Source organism: Chania multitudinisentens RB-25, assembly GCF_000520015.2.
GTDB classification, from domain to species: Bacteria; Pseudomonadota; Gammaproteobacteria; order Enterobacterales; family Enterobacteriaceae; genus Chania; species Chania multitudinisentens.
In genome coordinates this window covers 486,904-503,841 of sequence record NZ_CP007044.2, presented here as the reverse complement: position 1 = coordinate 503,841, position 16,938 = coordinate 486,904, and the positions used below count along the sequence as shown (strand labels likewise).

6 protein-coding genes and 2 pseudogenes are annotated in these 16,938 nt (G+C 52.9%); 5 read left to right on the top strand and 3 right to left on the bottom strand.

Annotation, left to right across the window (positions count from 1 at the left end; genetic code table 11):
- The first annotated feature begins 48 nt into the window (after window positions 1-48).
- The 3 genes from Z042_RS02200 to Z042_RS02190 all read left to right on the top strand — a co-directional run bounded on the left by Z042_RS02200 (window position 49) and on the right by Z042_RS02190 (window position 11,785).
- Window positions 49-10,206, top strand: a complete 10,158-nt coding sequence (locus tag Z042_RS02200) for a hemagglutinin repeat-containing protein (protein ID WP_024912763.1) — start codon at window positions 49-51, stop codon at window positions 10,204-10,206.
- Window positions 10,203-10,598, top strand: coding sequence for a DUF6911 family protein (locus tag Z042_RS02195; protein ID WP_037406655.1), 396 nt, complete (start codon window positions 10,203-10,205; stop codon window positions 10,596-10,598). The genes Z042_RS02200 and Z042_RS02195 overlap by 4 nt, the downstream gene beginning before the upstream one ends.
- A gap of 146 nt (window positions 10,599-10,744) precedes the next feature.
- Window positions 10,745-11,785: an IS481 family transposase gene (locus tag Z042_RS02190; protein ID WP_025297192.1), complete on the top strand. Its 1,041-nt coding sequence runs from the start codon at window positions 10,745-10,747 to the stop codon at window positions 11,783-11,785.
- Between the two features lie 99 nt (window positions 11,786-11,884).
- Here Z042_RS02190 and Z042_RS02185 read toward each other — a convergent pair whose 3' ends face one another.
- The 3 genes and pseudogenes from Z042_RS02185 to Z042_RS25440 all read right to left on the bottom strand — a co-directional run bounded on the left by Z042_RS02185 (window position 11,885) and on the right by Z042_RS25440 (window position 14,476).
- Window positions 11,885-13,087, bottom strand: coding sequence for an IS256 family transposase (locus Z042_RS02185; RefSeq protein ID WP_024914516.1), 1,203 nt, complete (start codon window positions 13,085-13,087; stop codon window positions 11,885-11,887).
- Window positions 13,088-13,147: 60 nt separating this feature from the next.
- Window positions 13,148-13,351 (bottom strand): annotated as a pseudogene (locus Z042_RS26455) (hypothetical protein); the annotation flags it as partial.
- A 16-nt stretch (window positions 13,352-13,367) separates the two neighbouring features.
- Window positions 13,368-14,476 (bottom strand): annotated as a pseudogene (locus tag Z042_RS25440) (IS3 family transposase).
- Window positions 14,477-15,486: 1,010 nt separating this feature from the next.
- Between Z042_RS25440 and Z042_RS02170 the strand changes: the two are divergent.
- Together Z042_RS02170 and Z042_RS02165 are read left to right on the top strand one after the other, a co-directional pair.
- Window positions 15,487-16,122, top strand: a complete 636-nt coding sequence (locus Z042_RS02170; protein WP_024913751.1) for a DUF1120 domain-containing protein — start codon at window positions 15,487-15,489, stop codon at window positions 16,120-16,122.
- A gap of 84 nt (window positions 16,123-16,206) precedes the next feature.
- Window positions 16,207-16,863 carry a DUF1120 domain-containing protein gene (locus Z042_RS02165; protein ID WP_024913750.1) on the top strand — a complete coding sequence of 219 codons (657 nt, stop codon included), beginning with the start codon at window positions 16,207-16,209 and terminating at the stop codon, window positions 16,861-16,863.
- Window positions 16,864-16,938: the final 75 nt, after the last annotated feature.

The window sequence follows — 16,938 nt, the reverse complement described above, 5'->3', positions numbered from 1 at the left end:
CGCAAACAGGCAAAGACCTTTTACCGATTTGATTAGAGAATTCGCTCCATGAACAAACATTGCTACCGCATCATTTTCAGCCGTACTCAGGGTGAGCTGAGGGTGGTATCAGAACTGGCCCGCAGTTGTAGCACAATGCCTGGGCAAAGCCGCAGTAATGGGGGCGCTCGCCTGTGGGTAACGCTGCGCCCTGCCATGTTGCTGATTGGGCTGGCCCTGTTTGCCGAGCCGGTGCTGGCCAACGGTATCGTGGCCGATGGTCAACAGGCGGCTGCACAGCGCCCGGAGGTGATCACCACTCAAAATGGGCTGCCACAGGTCAATATCAATGCGCCGAATCAGGCTGGCGTCTCGCATAACCGCTACCAACAGTTTGATGTGGGCCCACAAGGTGCCATCCTCAACAACTCTGCGGTGATGACCTCCACCCAATTGGCGGGGTATATCCAGGGCAACGCCAAACTTGATCCGAATGCGGCACCGGCCAAAGTCATTATTAATGAAGTGAACAGCAATAACCCCAGCCAGCTACGCGGTTTTCTGGAGGTGGCGGGCGGTAAGGCACAGGTGGTGGTGGCTAACCCAGCAGGCATTCTGTGTGATGGCTGTGGCACTATCAATGCCGGGCGTATGACATTGACCACCGGCAAACCCCAACTGAACGCGGACGGCAGCGTGGCCGGTTATCAGGTCGAACGTGGGGTGATCCAGGTTGAAGGCGGTGGTCTTAATGGTGACTCGCGCCACGATACTGAATATGTCGATATCCTGGCACGTGCGGTGCAGGTGAACAGCGGGATCTGGGCGAAAGAAGCCGTTTCGGTGGTGGCTGGGCGTAATCAGATCGGTGCGGACGGCAAGACGGTCACCGCGCTGGCCGCTGCTGGCGATAGCGTGCCTGACGTGGCGATCGATATGGGCCAGATGGGCGGCATGTACAGTGGTCATATTCGCATGGTGGGTACCGAGGCCGGGGTGGGGGTACGTAATCAGGGCGGGCATCTGCAAGCCGAAAAGACCCTGGTGGTGAGCAGCGAAGGAAAACTCATCTGGCAGGCGGGTACGACAGAGCCTAACACCCAGGCTGGGGGAGATATTACGTTAACCGCCAGAGACAGCGTGGAGCACCAGGGCAAACTGCACAGCGGTGGCGAGCTTACCGTGCAAAGCCGCCAGGGTAAGATCACGCAGTCCGGCACGCTGGCAGCGGCGGGCAATGTCACGCTGCGTTCGGAACAGGGTATCCAGAGCAGCGGGCATCTTTTGGCGGGCAGCGATGCGAACAGCACGCTTATTCGTCCGGCCGATCTCACTCTCGACAGCCAGGGGGATATTCGTGCCAGTGGCAGCCTGCTGAGCCAGAAAAAGATCAGTGTTACCGGTCGACGGGTGGATTTAAGCCAAAGCCGCTTGGCCGCAGAGCAGGCGGTATTGACCGCACGGGCCGGAGATGTAGCTTTACAACAGGCGCAGGTAGACAGCCAGCAATTCACGGTGAACAGCCAAGGCAATGTTGACACGCAGCAGGCACAAATCCGTGCGGGGCGTTGGCAAATCACTGCCAACAGCTTGTTCAACCAAGCGGGTGTCTGGTCACAGGTGGGAACCGGTGAAAGCCGCTTCGCGCTCACGGGCGAGCTGGATAATACCGATGGCAGCATCGAAGCCCAGCAACTCAATCTGAATACCCGCACGCTCAATAACCTGCGTGGGCGGCTGGTGGCGTTGGACGGCACGGCGCAGCATTGGCGAGTGAGCGATTTATTGGTCAACCACTCTGGCGTCGTGGGCAGCAACGGCAGTTTGCAGTTAGAACTCGGTACGTTGGATAACCAACAGGGGACGCTGCAAAGCCAATCACACCTGGTACTTACGGCACAACGTGGGGTGAACAATAACCAGGGCAAGCTGCTTGCCGGTGGGGATCTGGCCCTGAACAGCCAGGCCGCGGTGAATAACCGTGCCGGTGAGATCCGTGGCCAGAACCTGCAACTCACCACTCAGGCGCTGCACAACGCGCAGGGTTTACTGGTGAGCCAAGGGGGATTACGCCTTGATGCACAAGAGTTTATCGACAACCAGCAAGGGCTGATAGAAGCCGGGGAAACGCTGGATATCAGCACTGCAGGTGAGTGGGATAACCGCAAGGGCACCGCGCTGGGGGCGAAGCAGGCGAACGTCGCGGTGGGCAGCCTGAACAATGCGGCAGGCAAGCTGCAATCTGGCGGTGGGTTGGTTCTCCGTACCACGGGCAATGTTGATAACCAGGCGGGTTTCTTAACGGCGCAACAGGATTTGTCTTGGCAAGGTGGCGCACTCAGCCTGTTCAATAATGATGAAGGCAAGCTGCTGAGCGGTGGAGACTTGTCACTGTCTGGCGGGCAGCTCAACAACCGGCAGCAGGGATGGGTGCAAAGCCAACAGGCATTGACAGTAGACCTTGCCGGAGCCTTGGACAACCAGGGCGGAAAGCTGGCCAGCGGTGGCAGCAGCACGCTACGTGCGCTTAATCTGGTTAATACACAGGGTGAAATCGAGGCGTTAGGCTCGCTGGATATGCAGTTCACCCGCGCCTTGGATAACCGCAATGGCAACATTATCAGCCAGCGGGCACAGCGCTTACAGGCTGAAAATATCTTCAACACTCAAGGGTGGATTGGCAGCCTGGGCACATTGACGCTAGCCAGCCAAGGCGTTGATAACCGTGATGGGCAAATCGTCAGCCAACAGGATGCCGACCTGAGCGTGACGAGCTGGGATAACCAGCACGGCACTCTCCAGTCTGCGGGCAACCTGATACTGCGCACGGTACAGGATGTGTATAACCAAGGGGGTAAAATCAGCGCACAGGCGCACCTTTGGCTACAAGGGTTGGCTAACAGCACGCCTGCGGGTGTGCTACATAATGCGGGCGGGCAACTGCTGGCGGGTGAACAGCTCTCTATTCAGGCTCAGGATATCGATAACCGGCAAAACGGCTTGCTGTACAGCCAGAAACAGCTGCAATTAACGTTAAAGGGCACCCTGGATAACCGCCTGGGCAAGCTGCAAAGCGGCGAAGGTATGCAGTTCAGCGCCGCACAGTTGTTGAACACACAAGGGATAATCGACAGCCAGCAGCAACTCAATGCGCAGATCTCAGGTGCATTAGATAATACCCAAGGGACGGTGCGTGCCAATCAGGCGTTGCAGATAGCCACGGATGTGCTGCAGAACCAGCAAGGTGTGATAAGCAGCCTGGGGGGGATCCAACTCACCGCCAACCAGTTGGTTAACCAGACAGGCACCGTGATTAGCCAGGGTACGGGCCACTATCAGCTTGGGCACCTCAATAACCAGCAGGGTAAACTCCACAGCGGAGGTGCTCTCACTCTGAACAGCAACAGCCTGGATAACCAGGCCGGGCAGTTAATCTCCAGCCAGGATGTGACACTCAATAGTGTGAGTATCGACAACCGTTATCAGGGGATCATCAGCAGCCAGGGCGCGTTGAACCTGTCCGCTGAGGGGGTGAATAACCGTGACGGCGGTCTGTTGATCGGGACCACGCAGATGGTACTGAATACGCGCTATCTGGATAACACCGCTGGCCGCGTACAAAGTGCGGGCACCTTGACCCTATCGCGTTTAGATACGCTGGATAACCGCCAGGGGGCGCTTTTAGCCAATGGCGCCCTCAGTATCAGCGGTGGGTACGTTCCTTCTCTGGCGCTGTTCAACCAAGGCGGCAACATCCAGAGCGGCGGCGCGTTAACGGCCAGCGTTCAGTCGTTTGATAACCAAGGTGGCACACTGCTCAGCCAGCAGGCGTTAACGCTTTCGGTACAGCAGGATTACACCCATCGTGCTGGTGATACGATAAGCAGTAACCAATCGGTGACCCTGAGCGTCGCGGGGGTGTTGACCAATCTGGCGGATTGGCTACTGCCGGGGGATCTGACGCTGCACAGTGCGCATTTCACCAACCTGGCCAGCCTGGTGGGTAAAACACTGCATCTGACTACCGGGGCATTGCTCAATCAGGGGCGCATAGAGGCGGATACGCTGGCCTTCCAGGCCGACAGTGTGGACAACCAGGCGACGTTGATGGCCGATAATCTGGTCATCAACAGCCGGATTATTGACAACCATGGCCGTGAAGCCTTGATTGCCGCCACGGAACACATCGATCTGATCACGGGTGAGCGCTTAACCAACCGCGACGGTGCGCTGATTTACAGTGCGGGCTCGTTATCCCTCTCCAGCGGCGATCTGATCGAAAACCGTGCCAGTAACATTGAAGCGGAAGGGGATCTCACGCTGGAATCCAGGCGTTTTGATAACCTGCGTGAAGGGTTAGAGATTGCGCGGGCCGTGGAGAAAAGCGACTACAAATGGCACCGTTACAACTACTACTGGCGTTCTTATGGCTCAACGGTGAATACCGATGTCAGTACCATGGCCCCTACCACCCAACAGTTGACCTTCCGTGATGATGCGGCGGCAGACAGCAACCCGTATGGCACGTTGCTGAACATTGATGCGGCCAACAAACGCGCGGAAGTACGGGTGAAAAATAGCCAGGGGCAACTGGTTGACTTGTGGGTGAACTACCTGGCGTTACTGCCGAACAGCGATGGCAGCTATGCCATAACGTTCTATGAAACGCGCGGTCAGCGGCAAAACTTTGTGCCAACCCCTTACCAGAACACCGTATGGCGGGAGCACGATCGGGGCAGGCTTGAACAGTGGAACCCGGAACTGCATCTGGATATTGCCAATATACCATTTGTAACGGATTACAATAACCTGCGTGAGCGCACGGTGACCGGCACGGTGACCAGCGATAAACTGGTGTCCGCCGGTATCGGCGCGTTCCTGTTATCGGGCGGCAACATGGTGCTGCGCATTACCGAGCAACTGCTGAATGATGCCAGTACTGTCAGCGCCAACGGTAATCTTACCCTTGAGGGCACTGCCAACATCATCAACCGGGGCTATTCGGTGAACGAACGGCGGCAGGAAGTGATTGTCGATCACTACGACAGAAACACCAATCACTGGTATCCCACGTTTAACCGTGATGAAACCACGGCGTTGACCACCATCGACGGAGTGATCAGCGGTTATGGTCAGGTGACACTCAGTGGTGCACATCTGGACAATACCACGGTCAACCAGGCTCAAATCAGCGCCGTTGAAGCGGCACAGAACGCGGCGGCGGCTGAACGTGCGGAGTGGGAACGCAATCCGCTCTCGCTCACTCTTGACGGGGGCGACTGGCAGGCCGCCGATATGCGCCTAGCCGAGGGCAGCCGGCCACTGACGCCGGGAGAACTGGCGTTAACCGACCAGCAGCACCTGACCAACGTGGCGACGACCATCCCCAACAATGGCCTGTTCCGCCAGCAAACGGCGGCGAATAGCCCGTTCCTGGTGGTGACCGACCCGCGTTTTACCAACAGAAACCAGTTCCTGAGCAGTGATTACCTGTTACAACGGGTGGGTTATGACCCCAGTCAGGTGCACAAGCGTCTGGGAGATGGTTACTACGAACAGCGGGTGGTGCGTGAGCAACTGCTGATGCTGACCGGCCGCCCGTCGTTGCAGGGTGAGGATGCGATGGCGCAATACCAGGCGCTGATGAACAACGGTATCCAGGCGGCAGAAGATTTCCATCTGGTGCCGGGTGTTGCCTTGACGCCGGCCCAAATCGCAGCTTTGCAGCAGGATATCGTCTGGCTGGTGAGCGAGACGGTGGACACCGCCGAGGGGCCACAGACCGTGTGGGTGCCCAAAGTGTATCTGGCCAACAGCACGGTGCGCGTGACCGGTGACGGGGCGGTGATTGCCGGGGGCAATCTCCAACTGTCGACCGGCAGCCTGAGCAACGCGGGCAATCTGTTTGCTGACAAGGCGTTGAACATTGATACCGGTACTTTCCTGCACCAGGGGGGCGATATCCGCGCCGATACCCTCAACGTGCAGGCCGACAGCCTCAGCCTGAGTACCAACTTGCAGGATGCATTGCGTCAGGCCAGCATGAGTGCACGTGAACTTAGCCTGAGTGGGGGCGATATCAGCTTGCAGGGCGCGAAGCTCAGTGCGACAGAGAACCTGAGCCTGAGTGCGAGCAACAGCCTGCATATCACCACCGCCCGCAGCAGCAGCACGGCAGATGTCAGCGTGATTGCCGGGGCGATGGGCAACCGCACCAGCGCTGGCATGGAAGAGGCGGGGGAGCGGATGGCGCAGGTGAGCGGAGAATGGCAGCAGGCGTTGGGCAGCAGCCTGACGTCTGGCGGCAACCTCAGCCTGAAAGCGGGCCAGGATATCACTCTGCAAGGCAGCCAGGTGCAGGCGGAAGGGCAACTGGGGTTACAGGCAGGCGGGAATGTCTCGTTGCTGGCGGACACCACCACCAACGATACCCATTTGAAGGCCAACAGCCGTACCTCGACGGTGAGCAACAGCCGCCGGGAGGAGACGCTGCACACCAGTACCTTAAGCGGTGGGCAAGGGGTCAGCATTCAGGCGGGGGGTGACTTTGTGGCGGAAGGGGCACAGGTGGAGAGTGCCTCCGGTGGTATCGGTCTGAACGCCCAGCAGGTGACGATAAAAGAAGCCCGCCAGCGGTTGGATGAAAGCGACAGCGAACAGAACAAGGTAGGCAAAACCCAGAGCCAGCGGCAGATAACGAGTTCAAGCGATGTTGCGCAGGGCAGCGTCTTTAGCGCCAAGGAAGGGGTAACGGTAACAGCCAGGCAGGGTGATATCACCGTGCAGGGCAGTACGGTACAGAGTGAGCGTGGTGATGTGGCCTTACAGGCATCAAACAATATCAACCTGGAAGCCAGCTATGACGACCAGCAGCGTACCGAGCAGGGCAGCAGCAGCAGTAAAGGCTTCTTGAGCAGCAGCCAGAGTCGTTATCGGCAGGATGACAGCAGCCACACCGCCAATGGCAGCGTGGTGAGCGGCAATAACGTGTCGCTGTCGGCCGGTAACGACCTGACGGTGAAGGGCTCGGCGGTGGTGGGTGACGGCCAAATCGACCTGCATGCGGGGAATAACGTTGAGATTGTGGCGGCGACGGAAACGCAGTCGAGCCACCGTGTGGAAGAGAAGAAAAAAAGCGGCCTGATGAGCAGCGGCGGTATCGGCTTCTCGGTTGGCAGCACCTCGTCGAAGCATGAAGTGGATGAAAGGGGTGTCACGCAAAGCCAGAGTGTGAGCACCATTGGCAGTACCGGCGGCGATGTCAACATCGTGGCGGGGGGTAAAGCGCATATTGGCGGCGCGGATGTGATTGCCAACCAGAACCTGTCGGTGACCGGTGACAGTGTACAGATTGATCCGGGGCAGGACAGTTATCGGCGTGATGAAAAGTTCGAGCAGAAGACCAGCGGTTTGACGGTGGCGCTGTCGGGTGCGGCGGGTGGCGCGGTGAATACCGCAGTCAACACGGCACAGCAGGCGCAAAAAGAGACCGATGACCGCCTGGCGGCGTTGCAGGGCACCAAAGCGGCGCTGTCTGGCGTGCAGGCTGGGCAAGCCGTGGCACTGGAGCAGGCCAAAGGCGGGAATATCAAGAATACCGTCGGTGTCAGTGCCTCGCTGGGGAGCCAGAAATCCAGCTCGGAATCACACACGCAATCCAGCACGGCCAGCGGTTCAACGCTGACGGCGGGGAATACTCTCTCGGTGACCGCCACCGGCAAAGGCAACGGTGCTGACAGCGGGGATATTGCTATCGCGGGCAGCCAGTTGAAAGCCGGTGGAGAGACCACGCTGAATGCTGAACGGGATATCCTGCTCAGCAGTGCAGCCAACAGCCAGCAGACGACGGGCAAGAACAGCAGCAGCGGTTTTGGCGTGGGTGTGGATGTGTCGACGGCGGGCGTGACGGCCTCGGCGAATGCCAACAAGAGCCAGGGTTCGGAGAAAGGCAACGGCACCCAGTGGGTGGAAACCACGATTGACAGCGGCAAGCAGGTGAACATCACCAGCGGACGTGATACCACGTTGAGCGGTGCACAGGTGAGCGGCGACAGCGTGAAGATGGACGTTGGGCGCGACCTGACGCTGAGCAGCCAGCAGGACAGCGACCGTTACGATGCCAAACAAACCAGCGTGTCGGGAGGGGTGTCGGTGCCGATTGGCAGCGCCGGTGGTGGGGTGCAGTTCTCAACCAGCCGCGACAAGCTGCACAGCAACTATGACTCGGTGCAGGAGCAGACGGGTATCTACGCCGGTCAAGGCGGCTTTGATATTACCGTGGGCAATCATACCCAGTTGGACGGGGCGGTTATCGGTTCGACAGCGACGGCGGACAAGAACCGCCTGGATACGGGTACGCTGGGCTTTAGCGATATCGAGAACAAGGCGGAGTTCAAGACCGAACACCAGGGTGGCAGTTTCAGCACCAGTGGCAGTATCCTGGGGAACGTACTGTCGAACAGCAACAACCTGTCGCTGGCGGGGGCCAACAGCAGCGATCAGGCGGAAGGCACCACCCAGGCGGCGGTGTCTGAGGGCACCCTGATTATCCGTGATAAAGACAGCCAGCAGCAGGATATTGCGGACCTCAGTAGGGATGTGGAGAATGCGAACGGCAGTATTGCGCCTATCTTTGATAAGGAGAAGGAGCAGAACCGGCTGAAGCAGGCGCAGCTGATAGGGGAAATCGGTGGTCAGGCGATAGATATCATCCGGACGCAGGGGGATATCAACGGGCTGAACGCCGCGCGGGAAGCGCACCTCAACGCGGGTGGCAAGCCGTTGCCGGAGAACGCGACGGTGGCCGATAAAGAAGCCTACGCCGCGATGCTGCGTGAAACGCCAGAATACCAGGCAGCGATGAAGCAGTACGGCACCGGCAGCGACTTGCAAAAGGCGGCGCAAGCGGTGACGGCGGCGTTGCAGGGGCTGGCGGGTGGCAATATGGCGGCGGCGATTGCCGGTGGATTAAGTCCGTATGCGGCGGAGCAAATCAAGAAGTACACGGGTGATAACGATACCGCCAACGTGCTGGCGCACGCGGTATGGGGCGCGATAGCGGCGGAGATGAGTGGCAACTCGGCTGCTGCTGGTGCCGCGGGCGCGGCCGGTGGTGAGCTGGCGGCGCGTTATCTGGCGGGTCAGTTGTACGGGGCAGATACTGATGAGAAAATCGCCAAGCTGAGTGAAGAGCAGAAGCAGAATATCAGTGCGCTCTCCACCTTGGTGGCAGGGTTGGCGGGTGGTGTGATCGGTGATAGCAGCGCGAATGCGTTGGTGGGTGCACAGGCTGGTAAGAACGCGGTGGAGAATAACTTCCTGAGCGTTCAGGAGAAGACCGAGCTTGAGTTAGCGAAGCAGAAACTCCAGAACAGCAACGATCCGGCAGAGCGTGAGCAGGCGCAGCAGAAGATCAATGAACTGCGTGAAAAGGATATCGCCAGCGACAAGAAAGTGATCGAGGCTTGTGGCAACGGTGCAGCAGCAAGCGCGGCCTGTGCGAGTGCAAGACTGGAGGTTATCGCGGCCAAAGGTGAGTATGAAATCGGGCCGTACAACTCGAAGGTGAGCCAGCAATACGCGGATGCTTACGGCCAGATAGTGAACCTGCTGAATATCACCAGTGTTGATGCGCAGAATCAGCAACAGGTGAAGGATGCGATGGTGAACTATGCCATGGTGCAACTTGGCGTAGATAAAGCGACAGCAGAAGCCTACATCGAAACCTATGACGGTATGAAGATTGTAGCGGCTTCGTTGACTCCTATTCTTGGTACAGCGGCAGCGAAACAACTGAGCAAAATTGTAGATGCGAATCTGAAGGTTGTAGCAAAAGGGAATGTTGATGGTAATCAGTTTACTGACACTAACCAAGGGATCAGACCTTCACAGTTGGCCGACTTTAATAAACCAACACTTATTAATGATGTTGTGCAGGCTAAGATCGATAAGCGTCCTGATAAAAACTACCCTAATGGAAATATGGGTACTGCTCATGCGGAAGTAGGTGTGATTCAACAGGCTTTTGACAAAGGAATGACTCAAGGGCGTGAAATGGCGATGAGTGTAGCTGGCAAGGAAGTATGTAACTATTGTTTGAGTGATGTCAGAGCTATGGCAGAAAAGGCTGGATTAAAGTCACTGACGATATATGAAGAAGCAACAGGTAACGTTCTTTTTTGGCAGCAAGGGATGAATAAAATAGAGAACAGAGGGCCAACAAAATGATGATGAATTATGAGCTTTCTCGTTTATGCGCTGGTGATGAATATGTCAGAAATGAATCTCCTTTATGGTCTGACGTAATCGATTTTTTAAATGTTTTGAAAAATAACAGCGGTAGCGTGAATATCAGGATTATCAATGCTCCAGATGTTGGGCCTGAAAGACTCAGTGTTGAGGCAGAGAATGGCTTTTATCTAGTTACTTTACTGGAATATGATGAGTCTGGAGGAGATGTAAGATCCATATGGGATAAAACCTCTTCATCAGGGGAAAGTGTCATTATTCTTGGTAATTACTGGCCTGAGCGTCAGCTTACAAAAGACTTCGATCTTGTTGTCAGGATTTTTAAAGAGTTCTTCGATACTGGCAATGTATCAACGGATCTTCTGAACTGAGAGCAGAACCCCGGCCAAGCTGGCCGGGGTTCTTATATTTAAGCTGTATTAGTCGCGACTTGATCTGACACATGACCTTGAAAGGTTGAGAGTTACCGGTTTTGATATGGGTGTCGAATCCTTATACAAAACACGAGGTAACTCTCATGCTTCATACTAACAATCCTGTCATCAAACACAAAACAGGTTTGCTCAATCTGGCCGAAGAACTTAGCAACGTGTCAAAAGCCTGTAAAATCATGGGCGTCTCACGCGATACGTTTTACCGTTATCGGGAGTTGGCTGATGAAGGTGGCGTGGATGCACTAATTAACCGCAGTCGACGTGCTTCCAACATCAAAAACCGTACTGATAATGCCACTGAGCAGGTCGTTGTTGATTACGCTATCGCGTTCCCTGCGCATGGTCAGCACCGGAGCAGTAATGAACTGCGTAAACAAGGCGTTTTTATCTCAGGAAGCGGCGTCCGTTCTGTCTGGCTGCGTCACTCACTTGAGAACTTCAAAAAGCGGCTGAAAGCACTGGAAGAAAAAGTGGCCCATGACGGTATCGAACTGACTGAAGCACAGATAGTGGCACTGGAGCGTAAAGCCAGTGATGACCAGGTATGTGGTGAAATCGAAACCGCCCATCCCGGCTATCTGGGCTCACAGGATACGTTCTACGTCGGCAATCTGAAAGGCGTCGGGCGTATCTATCAGCAGACCTTTGTTGATACATACTCGAAGGTTGCTCACTGCAAGCTGTATGTCACCAAAACCCCGATTACTGCGGCTGACCTGCTGAATGACCGTGTGCTCCCCTTTTACGAGTCGCATGGACTGCCAATGCTGAGAATACTGACCGACAGAGGCACAGAGTTTTGTGGCAAAGTGGAGCAACATGATTACCAGCTCTACCTGGCGATAAATGACATCGACCACACGAAAACCAAAGCGATGTCACCGCAGACAAACGGCATCTGCGAGCGGTTCCACAAAACGATACTGAACGAGTTTTATCAGGTCACGTTCCGTAAAAAGCTGTATGGTGAGCTCGATACATTACAATCGGATCTTGATGAATGGCTGGCTCACTATAATAATGAGCGAACTCATCAGGGGAAAATGTGCTGTGGCAGAACGCCAATGGAAACATTACTTGATGGAAAGCGCATCTGGGCTGAGAAAAACTTAAGCCAGATGTAATCTGACAGATACCTGTATAAATAACCGGTAACTGTCAGATCAGGTCTGAGCTAATACATTTAAGGAGAGTGTTCAGAATTCTGTGTCACGTTAAAAATTCTACAGCGTCATCACATTATTCAGCCGCCCTTCAAAATAAATGGCTAACTGCGACAATGTCAAATTCCAGCTCTGAATGGGCATTGTCCATTTTTCCTGTGCATTCATCAGACCCAGATAAAGTAGCTTCAGAAGACTGTTTTCATTGGGGAAAGCACCTTTGGTTTTGGTCAGCTTCCTGAACTGACGGTGTACCGATTCGATGGCATTCGTGGTGTAAATGACCTTACGGATAGTCGCCGGATAGCGGAAGTACGCTGACAGGTTTCCCCACTTGCGACGCCACGACTGGAGCACCACCGGATACTGCTGGCCCCATTTTGCCTCCAACTCATCCAGCGCCGTTTCCGCCGCCTCTTTTGACACCGCACGATACACTGGCTTCAGGTCAGTCATAAAGGCTTTATGGTGCTTCGACGCCACATATTTAATCGAGTTACGTATCTGATGAATAATGCAGAGTTGAACTTCCGTCTGCGGATAAATACTGTTTATTGCTTCTGGGAAGCCGGTCAATCCATCCACACAGGCGATCAGAATATCTTCAACGCCACGGTTTTGCAGGTCGCTTAATACGGTTAACCAGAAGTTTGCACCTTCGCTTTCCGACAGATACAGGCCCAGAATTTCTTTTTTGCCTTCCAGATTCAGCGCCAACACAGTGTAAACGGCTTTGCTCTGGTAACGGCCATCCTCGCGGATTTTATAGTGAATAGCATCCAGCCAGACGAAAGGATAAACCTTCTCCAGCGGGCGCTGCTGCCACTGTTTTAATTCGGGGATGACTTTATCCGTAACAGCGCTGATGGTGGCGGTAGAGACACTGAAAGCATATAAATCTTCAATTTCTCGGCTGATGTCCTGATAGCTCATCCCCAGCGCAAACAGGCGGATGATCTTGCGTTCAATTTCATCGGACAGCGTGGTCTGGTGCTTTTTCACTAACTGAGGCTCAAAAGAGCCATTACGATCACGCGGAGTCGCCAGTTCGAAGCTGCCGGTCGGGGCTTTAATCGTCTTTTTACCGGAACCGTTCTTACGGTTGGCTTCAACATCCAGAGCCAGATGAGAGTTGAGCTCAGCGGCCAGAGCAGCCTCAGTTAACTGTTTGATTAGCGGAGTTAAAACACCATCCTTACCGGTTAATGCCTGACCGGACTGGAGTGCCTTAAGCGCTTTGTCAAAATCGAAGGGTTGGGACATGTGTCATTCCTTTTTGATTGTATCTTACTGGAATGACACAGAATCTCTAACACTCCCCATTTAAGCCCTAAATCCTCCCACTTCCCGCCGCTGCAACCGGAGCACACCGGGCGCGGCGGTGACCTCCAGTTGTTCAGCGTTGGCAATGCCAGACTCGGTGAGCCAGTCGCCGCCAATAATCACCTCGCCGTTCTCCTGTACCCAATCCGCCCCCAAATCCTGCCGGTCTTGGCTGGCCTCGCACAGCGCTTCCCAGGTGGCTTTGTAGTCCCTCCAGTTTTTAGTACCACCGCCAATGAGGATCTCCGTTCAGTTTTTGCCTCGCATAGATAACTGGCGGCACATTGCCCAGTGAGCTATGCGGGCGTTCCTTGTTATATTCTGTACGCCAGTTTTCTGTTAACTCTCGCACTTCCGAAAGCGTTCGGAACAGATACATATCGAGTATCTCTGTTCGCAGCGTTTTGTTAAATCGCTCGATAAATCCGTTCTGCATCGGTTTGCCTGGCTGAATAAAATCAAGTATCACGCCGTGGCGTTCTGCCTATTCGGCTAACGCTGCTGCTGTGAGTTCTGGTCCGTTATCACTTCGTATAAATGCGGGGTAACCTCTTTCTGCACTGAGTCGTTCCAGTATACGAACAACACGATGAGCCGGTATATTCAAGTCAGCTTCTATGGCCAGTGCTTCCCGATTAAAATCATCGACGACGTTAAATAATCTAAACCGACGCCCGTCCAGCAACGCATCACTCATAAAATCAACCGACCAGCAGTGGTTTATTTTAAGTGGAGTAGCCAAAGGCTGTGGATGCCGGTTAGGTAAGCGTTTTTTCCCTTTTCGCCGGAGGTTGAGTTTTAACAGGCGATAGAGTCGGTAAACCCGTTTTGCATTCCATGACCGTCCTGCCTGGCGTAACTTATTGAACATTAGGCCGAAGCCATAGGCCGGATATTGATGTGCCAATTTTTGTAATGCCTCGATCACCGGCATATCCCGTGCCGTGTTCGGGCAGTAATGCAACAGGCTTCGACTCATCCCCATAATTCGGCACCCGCGTCGTTCGCTGGTCTGATGTTCCTTCATGACATAACGCACCAGCTCACGCTTTTCAGGCACCGTTAAAGTTTTTTTGCTACAACATCCTTAAGAATTTCATGGTCTAAGCTCAGGGATGCATACATTTGTTTTAGCCGCCGATTTTCCTCTTCCAGCTCTTTCATGCGTTTGATATCAGAGGATCCCATACCGCCATATTTGGATTTCCAGTTGTAGTAGCTGGCTTCCGATACACCGTTTTCGCGGCAAACATCCTTCACATGCCGGCCACCTTCAACTTCTTTCAGGACCCTCAGGATCTGGGTTTCAGTGAAACGCGCTTTCTTCATGATGAGCCTCCATTGGTTGCATTTTAACCAGAGAACTCCATTAAACTGTAAGACTAAATTCAGGGGGGACTACAAAAAGACCCCACTATTTAGTGTAATAAAAATCACAAACACATGTATTCAAGAAAAAACCATGATAAATGTCAAAAAATAACGCAAATAAACGCAATTAAATGTCAGTTTTATGTAAATTTGTATTTTATATAAAATGATAACTCATTGTTATTTATTGGTTTAATGTTATTTGATACGTTTTTGGCATCATGCAAAATAAATGATCATCTCCCCAGTATTGTCTAGCTCATTATAATTAAGAGCATTCCTAGGGTGATGGGGTTATTTATTAATACATATTTCTTACTTTTATAACTCAACACAACTACTTCGTGATTTAAATGAAATTGATTTTATATTATCTTGCTAATAAATTAATTAATCAGTAATTTTTTATTATCAGACTCCTGATGTCATCAGGGGAATAGCTTAAATCATCAGCACAGACTGTCTGATAAAATGCATAAGAATCTGTAAATTAAAAAGATACTGTATTAATGACTTAATATCCTGAAATAACATGGTTTTTGTTATCGTCATTGTCGCCTGCATCAATGGAATATAATCCAGACAGTGATGGCCATGAGTATCAAAAAATAAAGCAGGAAATAAATGTTAACATGCATTACAAGGCAAAAGAAAAAATGAGTTGCCTTTGATTTATTTAAATCAGTTAATGAATGAAGTCACTGACTTCACCGATACATATCCAAAATAATTCGAGTTGCTTATTGATGGCAAACGAGTGGCAAATGAGGCATAGGCTCATTTGAATAGTGCTTGCGCTGACCCAAAGGGTGAGTGAATGAGGCCAACACTCAAACGACTTGAAGTATAAAGGATATAAACGTTGGTGGTATATCACCATCAATATTTACCCGTGGTTTTATGTTGCCAATAGTAGTTGCTAATAAAACCTGACTTTCGTTTTTATTATATCAAAATATGGAATTTTTATGAAAAAGCACATTTTTACCGTCACTGCATTATCTACTCTGCTGACCATCGCACAGGCTCAGGCCACTGCACCTACCGCAGAGCTGAAAGTGATCGGTGAACTGACCGTTCCCACCTGTACCGTTGCGGCCGCTGATGACGCTATCTATGACTTTGGCAAATTGTCTTCAACCATGATCAAACCTGCGGCTACCACTGCGCTGACGCCGATGACCAAAACCTGGACCATCACCTGTGATGCTGAAACCTATCTGAATTTTTCTCCGGAAGATAATCGCGGCTCTTCTGCCAGTACAGTCGCTGCCACCAACTTCGGTATGGGCATGGTCAACAGCACCGGCAAAATTGGTTACTACACCGCGCAAATGAGAAATGCCACGGTAGACGGTGTCGCTTCCAGCCTGTTTACCTCGCCTTCTGCCACCTTTACGCCAGCAGCAACGGCTAATATCACTACCGGGCAACGTTCTGGCTGGGCAACCGCCACGGCCAGTACCCAAAGAAGTGGTAAGGTTTTTGTCGCCGATATTACTGTCAGCCCAGTTCTGGCCAGCTCTGCCACTATGAACGGTGCTATCACCGATGACACCAGCATCGATGGTTCCATGACATTGAAATTTGCCTACGGCATCTGATCCTGCCTGGGGTGCCCACCGGCCAAGTGGGCATGTCAGCCACATTACACATCAATATTGTATTGATACGGATTTTATTGCGTTATGAAAAAGCACCTGCCCACACTTGCTGCCTTGCCATGTTTGCTGCTGCTTGCAGCCCATACACTAGCCGCAGCCCCAACGGCTGAGCTCAAGGTCAAGGGGAATATACAAGTCCCTAGCTGTACCATCGCGGCACCGGATAATGGCGTCTATGATTTTGGTAAATTGTCATCGTCATTAGTAAGACCAAGTGCGACAACTCAGATGGGGAATATTACGAAAAGCTGGGTGATAACTTGTGACAGCCAGACTTATTTAACCATTACGCCAACAGATAATCGTAGTGATTCTGTGGTCATTACAAACCCAGCTAATGGGGCTCCCAACCACTATGGCTTAGGCTTTGTCAATGGAACCGGCAAAATCGGCGCATTCAAACCGATATTGTTAAATACATCGACGGTTGATGGGGTCGCCGTTGCACTCTGTAAAGGCGTTCCAGGACAATGTTTATTACAGTCTGCGAGCACTTATATCAGCCAGGGAAATCAGGTCAGTTGGGCAACCGCTGATAATGTATTGCAAGCAGGAAGAGTCTTTCAGGCCGATATTAGAGCCCAACTTGACCTCGCCAGTGTCAGCATAATGAACGGTGCAATTACTGATAATGCCAAACTTGATGGTTCCATGACCCTCAACTTCGCGTTCGCTATTTAATGAACTGTTAACACCTCATCTTATGCGGGCACAAAAACTTTATGTTTCGTGCCCGTTATTTATTCATCCTCTTAT

Excerpts from the sequence above, each read along its gene's own strand:
- Z042_RS02200 (WP_024912763.1), top strand. The coding sequence starts at position 49 with ATGAACAAACATTGCTACCGCATCATTTTCAGCCGTACTCAGGGTGAG.
- Z042_RS02195 (WP_037406655.1), top strand. The coding sequence starts at position 10,203 with ATGATGATGAATTATGAGCTTTCTCGTTTATGCGCTGGTGATGAATAT.
- Z042_RS02190 (WP_025297192.1), top strand. The coding sequence starts at position 10,745 with ATGCTTCATACTAACAATCCTGTCATCAAACACAAAACAGGTTTGCTC.
- Z042_RS02185 (WP_024914516.1), bottom strand. The coding sequence starts at position 13,087 with ATGTCCCAACCCTTCGATTTTGACAAAGCGCTTAAGGCACTCCAGTCC.
- Z042_RS02170 (WP_024913751.1), top strand. The coding sequence starts at position 15,487 with ATGAAAAAGCACATTTTTACCGTCACTGCATTATCTACTCTGCTGACC.
- Z042_RS02165 (WP_024913750.1), top strand. The coding sequence starts at position 16,207 with ATGAAAAAGCACCTGCCCACACTTGCTGCCTTGCCATGTTTGCTGCTG.